The sequence below is a fragment of the Haliea sp. genome (genome assembly GCF_040222615.1).
GTDB lineage: Bacteria > Pseudomonadota > Gammaproteobacteria > Pseudomonadales > Halieaceae > Haliea.
This window is the reverse complement of record NZ_JAVKCQ010000193.1, coordinates 1-15,961: the sequence shown is the minus strand read 5'-3', so window position 1 is coordinate 15,961 and position 15,961 is coordinate 1. Positions and strand designations below refer to the sequence as shown.

The following is a 15,961-nucleotide window of genomic DNA, read 5'->3' as shown; positions in this document are numbered from 1 at the left end:
GGGTGCCAGGGAGTCGGAATTCCAGGATTTCGACATACCGTAGTCTCCATAATTATTGACAGCAGCCGCTCGTCGACTACAGAACATGAAGATGCAGAGTCCGCGGCGAAGTTGCAAGCACGGTGCTTGCAAAAAACCTTGGCAGAGTTCGACGGAAGAGCGAGCCCATCAAGGCGAGGTAACACCGCAAAGCGCCTCAAACAGCAAAACAGGTACCAGAAACTGTGCGTTCACTTGATCTCGCACAAGTGCCGCCCTTGCGGGCCGGACATCGCTGCACTAACGTATACGGTAGCTAACTAATAATAGGGGCAGGTATGGCAACAAGCCGCTGGAAACGCTGGCTGCGGCTTATCCGCCAGCCATCGTCGCGCCATTCGGTGCTGACGCTGCTTGCAGGAGGTATGTTCATAGGCCTGATGGGTTGGGCGGCACTGGATTTCGGCATGGCGGCCACCAGTACCGAGGAGTTCTGCCTGAGTTGCCACGAGATGCGCGACAATCCCTGGCCACAGCTGCAGAAGACCAGTCACTACAGCAATGCCGCCGGCATCCACGCCACCTGCGCGGATTGTCACCAGCCCAGGGAGTTCATTCCCAAGGTCGCGCGCAAAATTGAAGCATCCCGCGAGGTGTGGGGGAGTATTATTGGCCTGATTGACACCCCCGAGAAATACGTCGCCCATACACCGGTCATGAAAGCCAGGGAAATCGCCCGCCTGCGCGCCAACGACTCCCGCGAATGCCGCAACTGCCACGTGACCGAGCGGATGCAGCTTGAGCTGCAGTCGGCCAGGGCCCGCGAGTATCACCGGGCCATGGCCAGCAACGGCAAGACCTGTATCGACTGCCATGCGGGCATCGCCCATCCCGACAATTCCGGGCAGCCGCTGGCGCGCCGCCAGTGAACGCCTCTGCAGGAGGATACCGCCCCATGCCCGCCCGACTTCTGATCCTCATCCTGCTTGGCGCGCTGAATAGCCCTGACGCGCTGGCCACAGAGCGCGAATACGCCGCGCAGGGGCCGCAGACCTGCATTGGCTGCCACGATTTCGGTGAGGCGTCACCGGTACATCCCCTGTTACAGGGTGCCCACGGCGCCAGCGACCACGCCGGCACACCCATGGCGGAGCGCGGCTGTGAGGAATGTCACGGTCCCAGCGCAGCCCACAGCCGGGCCCCCACCCAGGTGGCTCCGGGAGTAAGCTTCGGACCACGCTGGATTACCACGGCCGCAGAGCAGGATGCCCAGTGTGTGGCCTGTCATGGCGATGATGTCGCCCGCCACTGGCAGGGAGCTCATCACCAGCAGCAGGAACTGAGCTGCGTCACCTGTCACGATATTCACAGCGCCCGGGATCAAGTGCTGAAGCCACCGGGCCAGGCGGAAGTCTGCACCCTGTGCCACAAGGAACAGAAGTCCGGGATCCATGGTCTCAGCGAGCGGGCCCACTTCAACCCTGCCTGCAGCAGCTGCCACAGCCCCCACGATGACCAGGGTCCCCACGGCCCCATGCTGGCCAATCGTTCCGAGGGCTGCGCCAGCTGCCACAACCTGGTCAGCATGGCGAGCGACCCTGCGGTGTCCAGCAAGGCCAACAGCTACCACAAGGTCATGGCAAAAGCCGACAGAACCTGCCTGGATTGCCACGTCGGCATCGCCCACGTTACCGCGCAGGGTGTCGCGCCACTGATCACCGAGGCCAGCAACACTCGCGAAGTGACCTTGTTCTACCCCGGCCAGTCCGACAGCGAGTGGTTGCTGAGCGAGCACCCGGGGTCCCAGCCCCTGCGCCAGGGGAGCAGCTGCCAACAGTGTCACCGCGGCGAGGAGACCGCCATGGGTTCAGCGCTCGCTGCTGGCGGGTTTGCGCCCGCCAGCCGGGATATCAGGGTCAGGTTCAGCGCCGACGCCGGCAGCCTGGTGGTGGATATCGACTGGAGCGGCACTGTCGAGGAACAGGATCTTGCCCTGATGTGGGGTGACAGCGGCAACGACGAACTGGCCCGCGCAGGCTGCTTCGCCGCCTGCCACAGCGACATGCCCGGCATGACCCGGGACCGCGGCCAGCAACTGGACAAATACCTGCTGGCCTCGCGTCTGCAGCAGCGCCAGATCGGCCGCCCGCCGATTGTCCGTGATGCGTCCGAGCTCGCCGCCCTGCGCGAGCAGGGCAACTTCGGCGAACTGTGGCGAATAAAACTGCAAGATCCAGCCGAGGTTCAAAGCGGTGTCCTGCTGGCCGGTATCGAATGGCACCCGGCCGCGTTGGTGCAAGGTACAGCCCGCCACCGGAACGGGCGGTGGCGAGTCACCCTGCGGCGACCGCTGCAGCCGGCAGCGGAGGGCCTGTCGTTCGCGCCGGGGCGTGAGCTGACCCTGGGTATCGCCCTGCACGGCCCCGACAACCCCGGGGGCAAGCACTGGATCTCCCTGCCGTTGACGTTTGCCACCGACGGCATCAACACCGACTTCAGGGTGAACTAGTGCAGCTGCGCTGGCTGTTACTCACGTTGCTGCTGTGGCTGCCCCCACTGCCCGGCGAGGCTGCCCAGGACGACGTCCCCAACTGTCTCGGCTGCCACACGGTGACGGCGAATGTGGCAGTGCACGCCGTATTCCAGACCGTACACGGCGGCCTCGGCGGTGGCGGCAACGGCAGCTGCGCTGGCTGTCACGGCGCCAGCGCGGAGCACGCTCGCAACCCCGCGGGGGAGATGCCCGGCGTCAGCTTTGGACCACGCTGGCTGTCCGCGGCGGAGACACGCACCGACACCTGTCTCGGCTGCCACAGCGGCGGCAGCGCCCTGCACTGGGCCGGCAACGAACACCAGCGCGAGGGCATGGCCTGCGACAGCTGTCACGACAGTCACCGACAGCAGGATCCGGCGCTGAGCGAAACCGAGTCCCAGCGATCCTGCCTTGGCTGCCATACCCGGGTCCAGGCCGAGCTGCTGCTGCCTTCCCGCCATCCCATTGCCGAGGGTAAAACCGCCTGCGGCGACTGCCACAACCCTCACGGCAGCCTTGGCGACGCCAGCCTGCACCAGCCCTCGGTCAACGACAACTGCCTGCAGTGCCACCAGGACAAGCGCGGGCCCTTTCTCTGGGAACACCCGCCGGTCGCCGAGGATTGTGCCCTTTGCCACCGGCCCCACGGCGCGGTGCACGACCGCCTGCTTACCGCCCGCGGCCCCGCCCTGTGCCAGCAATGCCATGTCGCCGCATTCCATCCCAGCCTCCCCTATGGCGCCGAGGGGCTGGCCGGCGGCAGCGGCAACCAGAATGTACTGGGCAAGAACTGCCTCAACTGTCACAGCCAGGTTCACGGCTCCAACCATCCCTCGGGCGCCAGGCTGACGCGATGACACCGCAGCCATCCCCCAGGCGCTACCGACCACCGCGATGGTGCCCGGCCCTGCTGGCATCCATCTGCCTGACCGCGACCACGACCAGCGCCGAGGACCGCTTCGCCGGACTACTGGCGGAGACGCGGCCGCTGGACACCCGTTGGCAGACCGACTATCGCGGCATGGTGGAGCTCGGGCTGGGCTACAGCAGCGCCCAGAGTTTCATGGCGGGGCAATACAACGGCCTGCAGGAACAGGGTGGGACGCTGCTGGGCAACCTCGACTGGCGCCGCTTTGCCGGCGCCGAAACCTATTGGCAGGTGTCGCTGTCGGATCTGGGGCTGGATACCCGGGAGGGGGAACTGCGCTGGGGCGTTCCCGGCAAGGTGCAGGTAATCGCCGGCTTCGACCACCAACAGCAGCTGCGCAACGACAGCGGCGCAACGCCATTTCGAGGTGAAAATAATCTGCGCCTGCCCGGAGACTGGGTGAGCGGCCTGACCACGGCGAGCTGGACCGCACTGCCCGGGTCGCTGCAGCGCTTTGACCGGGAACTGGAACGCAACAGCTATAGCCTGGCCCTGGAAAGCCGGCTCAACGACCACTGGCAGCTGGGCTCCAGCCTGCGCTACGGTACCCGCAAGGGCACAGCAGACACCGGCGCCGCCATCTATATTGATGCCGCCTCAGGCGATGCCCTGTTGCTGCCCGCGCCCATCGATCACCGCACGCTGGAGGCCGATGCCAGCCTCAGCTACAGCGGGGAGCGCCTGCACCTGCAGGGCAGCCTGGCCTGGTCCGACTTCAACAACCGGGATGACGCACTGCGCTGGCAGAATCCCTACAGCAGCTTTGGCCCGCGGGTACGGTATCCCGCTGGCGAAGGCGCCCTGGCGCTGGCGCCCGATAATCGCCAGGCCAGTGCCAGGCTCAGCGGCCACTACCTGTTCGCCCCGCGCCTGCGCCTGCAGGTCGACGCCAGTCACGCCGTCGCGGAGCAGGACCAGCCGCTGCTCCCCTACTCCAGCAACCCGACGCTGGCGGTATTCGAGACGCTGCCGCGGGACAGCCTTGATGGCGAGGTCGCGACCACCCATGCCCGCACCAGGCTGCTGTGGCAGCCGCGCCCGAAGCTGGACCTGGAACTGGCCTACCGCCTGCGTGACCGGGACTACAGCACACCCCGCGATGGCTACCGCTATATCCCGGGGGATGGTGGCGACCAGTCCCGTTCGGAACTGACAGTCTATAACCGCAGCTATGACCTGCGCAGTGAGACCCTGGAGCTGGAAGCAGCTTACCGCCTGCCCCTGCGCGGGAAACTGACCGCAGGCTACGCCTGGGAGGAAATCCAGCGCCGCAACGCGGCCAGCGACGCAACCGTCGAAGACCGCTACAGCCTGGAGTACCGCGTGCAGCCCTGGCAGTCGCTGAGCGCAAAGCTCAGCCTCAGCTGGGCTGACCGCGCCGCGGATACCTATCGGTGGGACCAGTCCTGGTATGCCCTGCTCGACAGCGCGCTGATCAACGCGACTCCCGACAACCAGCGTTACAGCAACCATCCACTCCTGAGCCAGTACTACCTGGCCAACCGGGAGCAGCAGCAGCTAAAGCTGGACCTGAATTACCTCCCCGCACCTCGCTGGAACATCAACGTGAATCTATTGCGGCGCGAGGACAACTTCGACAAATCGACACTTGGCATCACCGAGACCCTGCTGCAGAGCGTGCAGATCTCAGCAAGCTACCTGCCCGCCACCAACCTGCAGCTCAACCTGCACGCCGGGCTGGACCGCTATGAGGCCGACCAGGGCAGCCGCGCGTTTCGCGGGGGCCAGGAAAAGAACGCCTTTGCCATCCAGGCACCCTTGCCGCAGGCCAGCGATCCCGCACGCAACTGGTTCCTCGCCAACCGCGACGACAGTCTGGTGCTGGGGGCACAGCTGCAATGGCAACCGCGGGAACGGCTGGAGCTCGAGCTGGACTATCGCTTCGTGGACACCGAGGCCCGGCAGGATTTCAGCCCGGTGGCGGCAGCCGACCTCGACCCCGCCAGCTTACCGGCCGTGGACACCCGACTGCACCAGTTCGATGCCAGCGGCCTCTGGCACTGGCAGGAAGCCATATCCATTCGTATTCAGTACCGCTATTACCGCTACCAGACCGACGACTGGGCCTGGGACGGCGTGGCGGCGACCACTATCGACAAGGTGCTGACCTTTGGCCAGCGCAACCCAAACGAAACCGTGCATTACGTGGGCCTGTCAGTGCTGTACCGCTGGCAATAAGGCTCCGGGAGAGGTCCGACATGAGAAGCTTTGGTGCAAGGACAATACTGGCGAGCCTGCTGGCGTTGCTGGTAGCCTGCGGCGGCGGTGGTGGCGGTGACCGCGCCCCCGGGGTGGAGCCCGGGCCCACCCCACCCGGGGGAAGCGTTACGCCCCCGCCACCGGCGATCCCGGACCCCAGCCCCGCGCCCTTTGCCGAGGCGCAGGCCCTGTTTCCCTTCATCACCCACGTGGCTATCCCCGAGGATGGCCGTCCCGTGGTTGACTTCCAGTTGAGCGACGAACGCAACAACGCCATCACCGACCTCACCCTGGCCAATGTACGTTTCATCATCGCCAAGCTCACGCCCTCCGCCCAGGGCAACCTCAGCGGCGACTGGCAATCCTATATCAACAGTGTGGAGCAGCCCGGTGTGGGTCCCGGCACGCAGGCCCGCTTGCGTGCGACTACCGAAGCCAATGGCGAACTCAGCAATAACGGTGATGGCAGCTACCGCTATCGCTTTGCCACCGCCCTCGACGCTCTGCCCGGCTCGATCCTCTCCCAGGCGGAAACCGAAGGACTGGATCTCGCCTACGACCCCAACCTCACCCATCGCGTCGCCATCCAGTTCGCCGGCGGCCTGGTGCCCGCCAACCCGGATTACGATTTCATCCCCGCAACCGGCGCCACCGATGGGCTGTTCCAACGCCAGATTGCCACGACGGCGAGTTGCAACAGTTGCCACGACCAGCTGGCCCTGCACGGCGGCGGCAGGGTCGAAATGAACTACTGTGTCACCTGCCACAATCCGGGGTCCACCGACGCCAACAGCGGCAACACGGTGGACATGAAAGTGATGATCCACAAGATTCATATGGGCGCCAACCTGCCCAGCGTGGAGGACGGCGGCGAGTACGCCATCTACGGCTTCCGGGATACCAGGCACGATTACTCAGGGCTGCACTACCCCCAGGACATCCGCCTCTGTGTGAACTGCCACGCCGGCACCGCCACCGGCGGCGGGCGCGACGAGATATTCCTGACCAGCCAGGGCGACAACTGGGCGGAGTATTCGTCCATCGCCGCCTGCGGCAGCTGCCACGACAGGTTTGATTTCAGCCGCCATGCGGGCGGCCAGCAGGACGACTCCCGCTGCGCCAGTTGCCACGCCGCCGGCGGTCGCGCAGGCAGCATTGCCGACAGCCACCGTATCCTCTTCAATGAAGCCAGGCAGGCCTTCGACGCCAAAGTGTTGGGGGTGGCGAATAGCGCCCCGGGGCAGAGGGCCAGAGTCAGCTTCCGACTTCGCAACCCCCTTACCGGAGAGGACTACGACCTTGCCAACGACCCTATCTGGCAGCGACCGGGCAGCGCCCTGAACGTCCGCCTGGCCTGGGATACACGGGACTACCAGAACACGGGAAACAATAGTCCTGCCGCCAGCTCCATCGCTACCAGCGCGCTGTCCACCGGCGTGCCCAATGGCGATGGCAGCTACAGCGTGACCATGGACCTGCCCGTACCCGATACCGGAGTTGCGCCAGGTATCGCCGCCAGCGGCAGCGGGGTGGCTATCGTGGAAGGTCGGGCAGCCGTGGACCTGGAGGGTGAAGGCAGTTTCACCAACGTGCCGGTCGGCGACGCCCACACCTTCTTTGCCATCGACGAGGTCGACGGCGTGGCCACCCCGCGGCGCCAGTCAGTGGAGCTGGACAAGTGCCTCGCCTGTCACGGCTCGCTGGTTTTCCACGGCGGCAACCGCGCCGACAATATCGACAGCTGTGTGAGCTGTCACAACCCGCGCAACACGGACCGGGATGTGCGCGCTATCGCCGTGTCGCCTCCCAGCGATGGCAAGCAGGAGGAGTCCATTGACTTCAAGTCCATGATTCATGGCATCCACGCTCCCTCAATCCGCGACAATCCGCTGCAGGTGGTCGGGTTCCGCGGCTTTACTACCTATGTCTACGATGAGGATGCTGTGCACTACCCCGGACACCTGGATAACTGCCTGGCCTGCCATACCGATGACGGGTACCAGCTGCCACTGGCCGAGGGTGTGTTGGCTACGACCGTCAATACCGGTGACAACCGCGAGGATCCGCGGGACGACACGGTGGCCACACCCATGGCCACCGCCTGTTCCGGCTGCCATGATGACGCTGTTGCCAGGGCCCACATGACCAGTAATGGCGGCAACTTCGCCACCAGCCAACAGGCGATCGACAGCGGCGAGGTGGTGGAGCAGTGCGCAGTCTGCCACGGCGAGGACCGCTCCCAGGATGTTTCCGCCGTACACGGGCTGCGGCCACTGCCGGGGTTCTGATGAGAGCGTTCACTCAAATAGAACATGGAGTTCGAAATATTCCAATATACCGATCGGGTTGGTGGCGCTAGAATCTGCGTTCAGATGTGGGGCGAGCCCGTCGTCCCAAAGTCACCTGACACCAACCACGAGGAGTTACCATGATTTCCAACGGACAAGTCCCCCACACCGTATTCAAGACCCGCGTGCGCGACGACTCAGTCGGCGGCGAGAACCCCTACCGCTGGCAGGACACCACCACCGACGATATTTTCGGTGGCAAGAAAGTCGTCGTGTTCTCCCTGCCCGGAGCGTTCACGCCGACCTGTTCCTCCAATCACCTGCCCCGCTACGAAGAGCTCTACGAAGAGTTCAAGGCTGCCGGCGTCGATGCCATCTACTGTCTGTCCGTGAACGACGCCTTCGTCATGTTCCAGTGGGGCAAGCACGTCGGCGCCAAGAACGTGAAAATGTTGCCTGACGGCAACGGCGAGTTCACCCGCAAGATGGGGATGCTCGTCGACAAGTCCAACCTGGGCTTCGGCATGCGCTCCTGGCGCTATTCCATGCTGGTCAACGATGGCAAGATCGAAAAACTGTTTTCCGAGCCTGACTTCGGTGATGTCTGCCCCACCGACCCCTTCGAGGTTTCTGACGCGGACACCATGCTGGCCTACCTCAAGGGTACGGAATCCAAAGGCGTCGCCCAGCCCAGCAAGGCTTTCGTCGGCTGATCACTGCACCACGACTCCCCTCGGCGCCCTTGGGGCGCCTTTTTTTTTGGGGCGAAAAAACGGCGCCACATGGGCGCCTTCCAGTATTGCCGAGCCGTCAGTACTCGTAACTGATATCCAGGCCGTAGGTCCGCGGCGGACCGTACTGCTCGGTGATGATCCCCAGGCTGCCAAAGTTGATCCCGAAGGTTGGATAATCATCGTTGGTCAGGTTCTTCGCCCACAGCGCAAAGGACAGCGAACCGTTACCAGCGGTTACATTCTCAAGGCTGAAACGGGCGTTAACCAGGGTGCGCTCATCCATGACCAGATGGTCGTAGATATAGGGCTCACCTGCATAGTTACCGGTCCACAGCGCCGTTTCGTTCCATGCGTTCTGCCAGCTGGTCTGCAGATACCCGCGGATATCGCCAAAGCTGGTGCGCGCAAACACATAGTCCGCAGACGCAGACAGCTGATTGCCAGGTGCAGAGCCACGCTTGGCTGCATCAGTGGTGTCGAGGCAGGTCTGGGGAACATTGGTACCACACAGCTCCGGGAACTCCTCGTAGTCACCGTGAACATAGGCATAGCTCAGGCTGAGGATCAGGTCCTCCGCCGGCGCCGCGAGGATCTCCAGCTCACCACCCCAGCGATCAGCCTTGCCGGCGTTGGCGATCAGGCTGGTCGCGGTTCCCCCCCTGGTTTCAATCTGCGAAACCTGCAGGTCGTCGTAGACATAGGTATAAAGCGAACCATTGATGCGCAGGCGATTGTCCCACCAGTCGCTTTTGACGCCGATTTCCCATTGCTCGATGGTTTCTTCTTCGAAGGGGTTGGCAAACACCTCGCCGTTGAAGCCGCCGCTGCGGTAGCCGGTGGCGAAGCGTACAAAGGTGTTAATGTCGTCGGTCAACTGGTAGGCAGCGGTGATGTTGCCGCTGACGTTGTAGAAGTTTTCCTGCAGTTCAGCCTGGGCAGGAATGCCTGAGGGCGGGGCGCCGAACGGACGGTTCAGGTAATCGTAGAAAATTTCCTTGTCCTCCTCCGTATAACGCAAGCCGGCAGTCAGCGACAGGCGGTCATCCAGCACCTGCGGGCGCCAGGTCGCCTGGCCAAAAAACGCAAGCGACTCGGTCGTGTAGTCATAGTTCTGCAGGCTGGTACCGCCCAACGGCGCCAGGAAAACAGCGCGGCGGTCGTAGACCGCTTCGTCGTCGAAGTAGTACAGGCCGAGAACGTAGTCGACGCGATCGGTCGCGCCGATAATGTTGAATTCCTGCGAGAATTGCTCGTACTCGGAATCGGTGTCCTGCCGGCTGTGGAAGCCACCCAGGGAGTCCACTCCGCTCCAGAAGAAGTCAGCGGTGGGGTTGGGCATGCCGCCAGCGGCAAAGTAGGCTGAGCCCAGCTGCAGCAGGATCAGGTCATTCAGCGCGCCGACGCCATTGGCATCCAGGCTGCTGTCGATGTCTTCGAGGTCGCCGAAAACATAGGTCTCCATGTCACGGTAGGCCGTGATGGACTTGAATGTAATATCGCCCAGCGCGCCAAAATTGCCTGCGTCCCAGGTCAGGGTCAGCGCGTGGCCACTGACTTCGTTGTCGGAGATGGGAGTATTGTCGGCCGCGCCGCTGCTGCGGCGCCCCTGGCCGGCAGCCTCCCGCTCACGATATACCGCCAGCGTCTGGTCCATGGAGGGGATCAGGCGGTTGGCGATACGGGGGTCCGCTGCGGGGTTCTGCAACAGCAGGGGCAGAAAACTGCGCAGCTGCGACAGGGTTTCAACCCGGGTGCTGCCATCGAGGGTCACCGGGGTGAACCCCACCACCTGCTGCAGAGCGCCGTTTTCGTCCAGCCGGCTTTCATCGTAGGAGTAGTCCAGCGTCAGGGCGTCGGTGAGCTCCCACTTCAGGGCCAATCGCCAGGCCTGGCGGTCAATGCTGTCAAAGCCTTCTCCGCCACTGGTGTTGTCATACAGAGGGTCGCGTTCGCGGGTCTGGTAGCCGAAGCTCGCCGACAAGCGGCCGAGGCCCTCGCCGATCTCGCCGATCGCCGGCATATCGGCGTTCAGGCGCAGGGCACGCTCGTCGTATCTGCCAATCGTACCCTTGACCCGGAAGCCGAGCTCACCGGTGGGCTGGCGGGAGATAAAATTGACAGCGCCAGCCGTGGAGTTACGGCCGTAGAGCGTGCCCTGTGGGCCGCGCAATACTTCGATCCGCTCCAGTTCAGCCACTTCCATGCCCGAGCCATTCATCTTGCCGATGTAAACGCCGTCCATGTAGATCCCCACAGCGGGGTCGGTAGAGAGATTGGCACCGCTGCCGCCGCCAAAGCCGCGAATCGCGAGGCTGGTCGCACCGCGGGAACCGGGAGCATCGAAGCCAAAAACACCGGGGACTTCCCCGATCAGGCTACTGGTGCTGTTGATGCCGCGCTGCTCCAGCACTGTCTCGGACAGCGCGGAAATGGAAATGGGTGTTTCCTGTGTTGTCTCGGCGCGCTTCTGGGCGGTGACAATCACTTCTTCCAGGGCAACGACCTGGGCCTGTGCCGCCATACCCATGCTCACGAAGAGGGATGACAGCGCCAGCGCCAGCGGACGCGGGCTAAACCGGGGGAACTTGTTCATGGGGGTCCTCATATACGGTTGATGCAATTATTAGCGCGCTGCCAACTGGCAATGCGAGTGTCTTATCGACGAAGCCGCAGTGCAACGCCGCAAAAAAATTGGGCTACGGTCAGGTTTTAAACAGCGGGCCAACTTTACACGGCAGCCCACCGCAGAACCAGCACAGGCGGGCCAAAATAGGCCGCAGTGGTGCAAATAGGAATACTGCTATCAAATTGCCCCGGTGCGGGAGCTGGCGCGCCTAGCGAGAAGCCTGTGCGGAGCAGGAAAAGCCGGAGCCGAGGAAGGAAGCCGCCACCGCAAGCTCAACATCCACGCTGAACTTGGGATCCGCAAGCCAGCTCAACAGGCCATAGACGTAAATGCCGGTAATATAGTGGGTTATGCGCTCCACGCTGATATCGGTGCGCACCTCGCCCCGCTCGACACCATCGCGCAACATGCTACAGAAACTGTCATGCAGGGACGGCCAACGGTGCTGGCTGGTACTGTAGATGGGGTCTTCATAGGCCCGCAGGGCCAGAATCAGCAGGGCCCGGGTGAGCATCGGGGTTTTGCGGGTCATCTCCGCGCCATAGGCAAAGAACCGCGCCAACTGCTCCTGCGCTGTGCCGCCTTCAGTACGGAACCGCTCGATGGCCGCAGCGAAACGCTCATCCACGCCGGGCACCAGCGCCTGCAGTATCGCCATTTTGCTCGGAAAATAATTGAAGAGCGTGGGCTTGGAAATATCCGCCGCTTCAGCCAGGGCCTCGACCGTCACCGCATCGTAACCCTGGCGGGTGAACTGGCGCAGGGCGCCCTGCAATATCCGTTCCCGGGTCTCGCGCTTCTTGCGCTCCCGCCGCCCCTCCGGTTGTGGCCCTGCCCCCATGGTTTTAACCAACGTCTATTATTTTACTGTCGCCGCCAATCTACCCCGAAAATGCGGCCGTTTCCACTATCTGGACTAGATTTAATTATCAGCGCCGGTAGGCGCGCATATTCAGGCCGAAGGCCGCCACCAGATCGCGCATCAACTCCACCACTCCCCCACCGAAGGTATTGATCTGGCATTTGCGGTACTCCCCCTCCAGTTCACCGCGCAGGACCGCGCCAGGGCTGCTGCGATGCAGGGTACTGGCGGGGCCCATGGCGTCCATCAGCAGCCGGTAGACCGCGATCAGCCCCTCGGTGCTGAAAGCTTTCATGGCCGAGGCATAAGCGACCTCGGGCTCGCCCTGCTCCATGCTCCATGCCATACGCCAGGTCATCAGGCGCATCGCCTCCAGGCGAGCATAGGATTCAGCCAGCAGGCGCTGGACGGTGGGGTCGTCGATGGGACGCTGGTCCGCGGCCGGTTCCCGGGCCCAGGCCAGTACGTCCTCGTACAGACCGTAGGCATAAATGCCAATTGCCGCCAGCCCCACTCGCTCGTGGTTGAGCTGGGAAGTGATCAGCTTCCAGCCACCGTTGACCTCGCCACAGATCATGTTGTCGGGGCAACGAACATCGGTGTAGTAGCTCATATTGGTGCGTACCCCGCCCACGGTGTGGATGGGCGCAAAGGTGAAGCCCGGCTGGTGGGCATCGACCATGAAGATACTGATGCCGGCGTGGGGCCGGGCCGCTCCGGGATCGCTGCGCGCAGCCAGCCAGATATAGTCGGCCGCCTCAGCGCTGGAGGTGTAGACCTTGGTGCCGTTGATAACCCACTCATCCCCTTCCCGCACCGCGGTGGTCTTCAGCGCTGCCAGGTCAGAGCCCGCCTCTGGTTCAGTGTAGCCGATGGCGAAATGCAGCTCTCCCGCGGCTATTTTCGGCAGGAAAAACGCCTTGTGGGCCTCTGAGCCGTGAGCCATGATCGCCGGCGCGACCGTAGAAATAGTCACGAACGGCAGCGGTGCATTGGCCAGCTGGGCCTCTTCGAAAAAAATCATCTGGTCCATCGGGCCGCGGCCGTGGCCGCCGAACTCCCGGGGCCAGCCCAGGGCCAGCCAGCCATCCTTGCCAATCTGGCGAATTACCGACTTGTAGGCATCACCACCTTCATTGCCGCGCGTGGCCTCTTTCAGCTCGGGCGTCATGAGCGACTGAAAATAATCGCGCAGCTCAGCGCGCAGGGCCTTCTGTTCCGCTGTATGTTCGATGTACACCTGGATGATCTCCCGGGTAAGCTGACGAGCCACGGATTATTATTGATCTTGAATCCAAATTCAATAATAATCCTGACCCGTGAGGAGGAGCCAGCTGAATGCCTGCAGCGACTGACAAAGCCAGTTCCCGCCGCCCCAAAGGCGAGCTGGCACGGGAGCGCCTGAAAGCGGCGGCGGTCGCCGTGCTGGAGCGGGTGGGCTACCACCAGCTGCGGATTAAGGACGTCACCGCGGAAGCGGGCGTCGCTGCAGGGCTGTTCCACCACTATTACAGTGACCTCAAGTCACTGGTCGAGGAGATCCTCGACGAGTACATCGCGGAATTTGAAGCGACCGGGCACATTGAACGGGACGTCAGCAAGGGCGACTGGTTCAACCGCCTGCGCTCACATTACGAAGTTGCGGTACGCAACCACGCCGAGCATCCCGGCATCATGAACTGCATCAGCCAGTTCTGCACGGATGACCCGGCTTTCCGGGCGCGCTGGCAGACCTCCTATAATCGGCGCCTGCAGCTGCTGGCCGATGTTTTCCCCTATGTGTTCCCGAGCAGCGAACTGGCGGCAAACGAGGTACGGCTGATGGTCCATGCCCTGAGCGGTATTGGCCAGGACGTCCTCCGGGAACGCTATATAGAGCGCAACCCCGACCTTTCGTCCCTGCAATTATCTGAGGCGGAACTGGCGGAGTGGCTGGCGGCGCTGTTCTATCGGGGGCTGTTCGCGCGCAACCCGCCCCAGGGCCAGCTGAATCACGCCCGCAAAATCCTGTCGCTGACGCGATGAACCGACATTCAACCGCAAGCCGCGCCCCGACTAACAGTGTGGAGAGATATTGATGGATTATTCCCTGACTGAAGACCAGTCCGCGATTGCCGAGCTGGCGGAGAAAATCTTCCGCGAGCAGGTAAACGATGATGTCCAGGCCAACTACCATGACAGTCTCAACACCGGCCTCTGGCAAACCCTGGCCGCTGCCGGCCTGACCGGGCTGGGCCTGGCGGAACAGCACGGAGGGTCGGCCATGGGCTTTATTGCCCAGTGCCTTGTGATCCAGGCCCAGGGGGCAGTGCTGGCGCAAATACCGCTGGCGGAGACCATGCTTGCGGCCCAGGCACTGGAGGCAGGCAAAGTCAGCGCTGGGCTGGCCCGGGTTGCTGCGGGCGACGCCTGGCTCAGCCTGTCGCTGGCCGAAGGACTGAGCCTTGAGGGCGACACGGTGCGCGGGGAACTGGACATGGTGCCCTGGGCTGAAGGCGCCCTGTACCTGGTGGCGCAGGCAGGAGGACGGCTGGTCGCTTTCGCCCCGGCGGACGCTGGCCTGGAACTGGAGCCACAGCGCGTCAGCAATGGCCGCCCCACCTGCCGGGTGCTGGTGAAGCACGCGCAGGCCCTGGATCTCGGTGGGCCGGAGGCCATAGAGGATCTGCGACAGCGGCAGCAGGTCATGGCCGCGGCCCTGCAACTGGGCGTGACTCAGGAGGCACTCAGGCGCACCGCCGCCTACACCAGCGAACGCAAGCAGTTTGGCAAGCCGCTCGCGGCTTTCCAGGCCGTAGCTCATCGCGCCGCGGACGGCTACATGGACATCGAGGCCCTGCGCGGCGTGGTCGACAGCGCCATGTGGCGACTGGAGGAAGGTCTGGACGCAAGCCTGCAGGCCGGGGCAGCGCGCTGGTGGGCCGCAGAAGCCTGCCACCGGGTCAGCCACACCGCCCAGCACCTGCACGGCGGCATTGGCGCCGATCTCCAGTACCCCATTCACCGCTATTTCCTCTGGGCAAAGCAACTGGAGTTTGATCTTGGCGGTCCGGCCCACCAGCTGGCGGCGATGGGGCGTCACCTCGCCAGCGACAATCAGTCCGGCATCACCCTGTAGGCAAGGTTACCACTGCGTTTGACCAATAATATGGAGCCAACCATGAATGTACTGCAGTTCGAGAACATTGAAGATCGCCACCTGGGACGGGCGCTGGCCCTGCAGGCCGCCCAACAGCCGGATGCGACGTACATCATGTTCGGAGCGACGCACTACAGTTTTGCGGACGCCAATCGCAAGGTAAACGAACTGGCGGCCGGCCTCGCTGACCTGGGGTTGGGGCGTGGCGACCGCGTCGCCTTCTACATGAACAGCGCACCGGAGGTAATTTTCCTGGCGCTCGCCAGCAACAAGCTGGGCGCGGTCTGGACGCCGATCAACTCAGACTATAAACGCGCATGGTTGTCCGAGACCATCAATCGCAGCAGACCCAAGGTCGTGGTCACTGATACCGAACACTCCGCGCGCCTCGCGGAAGTCAGGGATGATCTGGAGACCGGGAGCATCGTCGTCTTCGGCGACTCGACGGCTTTGCCCGACGCCACGGATTTCGAAACTCTCTACCGCACCGGAGCCCCGGAACCCGACCTCAGCGGCCAGACCTACGGCGACACCTGTGCCATTCTGTGGACCTCGGGCACCACCGGCCGCTCCAAGGGCGTAATGCAGAGCCACAATGTCTGGTTCAACGCGGTGGCCTCCGGTGATGCGCTGTTCGGCACCAAGCCCGGCG

Annotated in this window: 12 protein-coding genes; 9 read left to right on the top strand and 3 right to left on the bottom strand. The window is 63.5% G+C overall.

Going from position 1 to position 15,961, the window contains the following annotated elements; genetic code table 11:
• Positions 1–317 precede the first annotated feature (317 nt).
• The 6 genes from RJQ10_RS15475 to RJQ10_RS15450 all read left to right on the top strand — a co-directional run bounded on the left by RJQ10_RS15475 (position 318) and on the right by RJQ10_RS15450 (position 8,661).
• A complete protein-coding gene (locus RJQ10_RS15475; RefSeq protein WP_350148205.1) occupies positions 318–908 on the top strand; it encodes a NapC/NirT family cytochrome c in 591 nt (196 codons plus the stop codon).
• Between the two features lie 26 nt (positions 909–934).
• Complete coding sequence (locus RJQ10_RS15470) at positions 935–2,488, top strand: NapC/NirT family cytochrome c (protein ID WP_350148203.1); 1,554 nt, start codon at positions 935–937, stop codon at positions 2,486–2,488.
• Entirely contained in the window at positions 2,488–3,369 is an 882-nt protein-coding gene (locus RJQ10_RS15465) for a DmsE family decaheme c-type cytochrome (RefSeq protein WP_350148201.1), read from the top strand. The genes RJQ10_RS15470 and RJQ10_RS15465 overlap by 1 nt, the downstream gene beginning before the upstream one ends.
• The gene (locus RJQ10_RS15460; protein WP_350148199.1) at positions 3,366–5,639 is read left to right on the top strand and encodes an MtrB/PioB family decaheme-associated outer membrane protein; all 2,274 of its coding nucleotides are present in this window, start codon (positions 3,366–3,368) and stop codon (positions 5,637–5,639) included. Before RJQ10_RS15465 ends, RJQ10_RS15460 begins: the two co-directional genes overlap by 4 nt.
• Positions 5,640–5,659: 20 nt before the next feature.
• Positions 5,660–7,948: an OmcA/MtrC family decaheme c-type cytochrome gene (locus RJQ10_RS15455; RefSeq protein WP_350148197.1), complete on the top strand. Its 2,289-nt coding sequence runs from the start codon at positions 5,660–5,662 to the stop codon at positions 7,946–7,948.
• Between the two features lie 140 nt (positions 7,949–8,088).
• Positions 8,089–8,661: a peroxiredoxin gene (locus RJQ10_RS15450; protein WP_350148195.1), complete on the top strand. Its 573-nt coding sequence runs from the start codon at positions 8,089–8,091 to the stop codon at positions 8,659–8,661.
• Positions 8,662–8,758: 97 nt separating this feature from the next.
• Here the strand turns inward: RJQ10_RS15450 and RJQ10_RS15445 are convergent, their stop codons facing one another.
• The 3 genes from RJQ10_RS15445 to RJQ10_RS15435 form a co-directional block, all read right to left on the bottom strand.
• Positions 8,759–11,275 (bottom strand): TonB-dependent receptor, encoded by a 2,517-nt coding sequence (locus RJQ10_RS15445; RefSeq protein ID WP_350148193.1) that lies wholly within the window; start codon positions 11,273–11,275, stop codon positions 8,759–8,761.
• Between the two features lie 241 nt (positions 11,276–11,516).
• Entirely contained in the window at positions 11,517–12,149 is a 633-nt protein-coding gene (locus tag RJQ10_RS15440; protein ID WP_350148191.1) for a TetR/AcrR family transcriptional regulator, read from the bottom strand.
• Positions 12,150–12,237: 88 nt separating this feature from the next.
• Complete coding sequence (locus RJQ10_RS15435) at positions 12,238–13,443, bottom strand: acyl-CoA dehydrogenase family protein (RefSeq protein WP_350148190.1); 1,206 nt, start codon at positions 13,441–13,443, stop codon at positions 12,238–12,240.
• Positions 13,444–13,508: 65 nt separating this feature from the next.
• Here RJQ10_RS15435 and RJQ10_RS15430 point away from each other — a divergent pair, with 65 nt between their 5' ends.
• From RJQ10_RS15430 to RJQ10_RS15420, 3 genes are all read left to right on the top strand, one after another.
• Positions 13,509–14,195: a TetR/AcrR family transcriptional regulator gene (locus RJQ10_RS15430; protein ID WP_350148188.1), complete on the top strand. Its 687-nt coding sequence runs from the start codon at positions 13,509–13,511 to the stop codon at positions 14,193–14,195.
• Between the two features lie 52 nt (positions 14,196–14,247).
• The gene (locus tag RJQ10_RS15425) at positions 14,248–15,288 is read left to right on the top strand and encodes an acyl-CoA dehydrogenase family protein (RefSeq protein ID WP_350148186.1); all 1,041 of its coding nucleotides are present in this window, start codon (positions 14,248–14,250) and stop codon (positions 15,286–15,288) included.
• A gap of 42 nt (positions 15,289–15,330) precedes the next feature.
• Positions 15,331–15,961 (top strand): AMP-binding protein (locus tag RJQ10_RS15420; RefSeq protein ID WP_350148184.1); only part of this gene is annotated, 631 nt, incomplete at its 3' end.

What these genes read in the sequence shown, in the direction of transcription:
- RJQ10_RS15445 (WP_350148193.1), bottom strand. Translation starts at nt 11,275, where the DNA reads ATGAACAAGTTCCCCCGGTTTAGCCCGCGTCCGCTGGCGCTGGCGCTG.
- RJQ10_RS15455 (WP_350148197.1), top strand. Translation starts at nt 5,660, where the DNA reads ATGAGAAGCTTTGGTGCAAGGACAATACTGGCGAGCCTGCTGGCGTTG.
- RJQ10_RS15430 (WP_350148188.1), top strand. Translation starts at nt 13,509, where the DNA reads ATGCCTGCAGCGACTGACAAAGCCAGTTCCCGCCGCCCCAAAGGCGAG.
- RJQ10_RS15470 (WP_350148203.1), top strand. Translation starts at nt 935, where the DNA reads ATGCCCGCCCGACTTCTGATCCTCATCCTGCTTGGCGCGCTGAATAGC.
- RJQ10_RS15460 (WP_350148199.1), top strand. Translation starts at nt 3,366, where the DNA reads ATGACACCGCAGCCATCCCCCAGGCGCTACCGACCACCGCGATGGTGC.
- RJQ10_RS15440 (WP_350148191.1), bottom strand. Translation starts at nt 12,149, where the DNA reads ATGGGGGCAGGGCCACAACCGGAGGGGCGGCGGGAGCGCAAGAAGCGC.
- RJQ10_RS15450 (WP_350148195.1), top strand. Translation starts at nt 8,089, where the DNA reads ATGATTTCCAACGGACAAGTCCCCCACACCGTATTCAAGACCCGCGTG.
- RJQ10_RS15475 (WP_350148205.1), top strand. Translation starts at nt 318, where the DNA reads ATGGCAACAAGCCGCTGGAAACGCTGGCTGCGGCTTATCCGCCAGCCA.
- RJQ10_RS15425 (WP_350148186.1), top strand. Translation starts at nt 14,248, where the DNA reads ATGGATTATTCCCTGACTGAAGACCAGTCCGCGATTGCCGAGCTGGCG.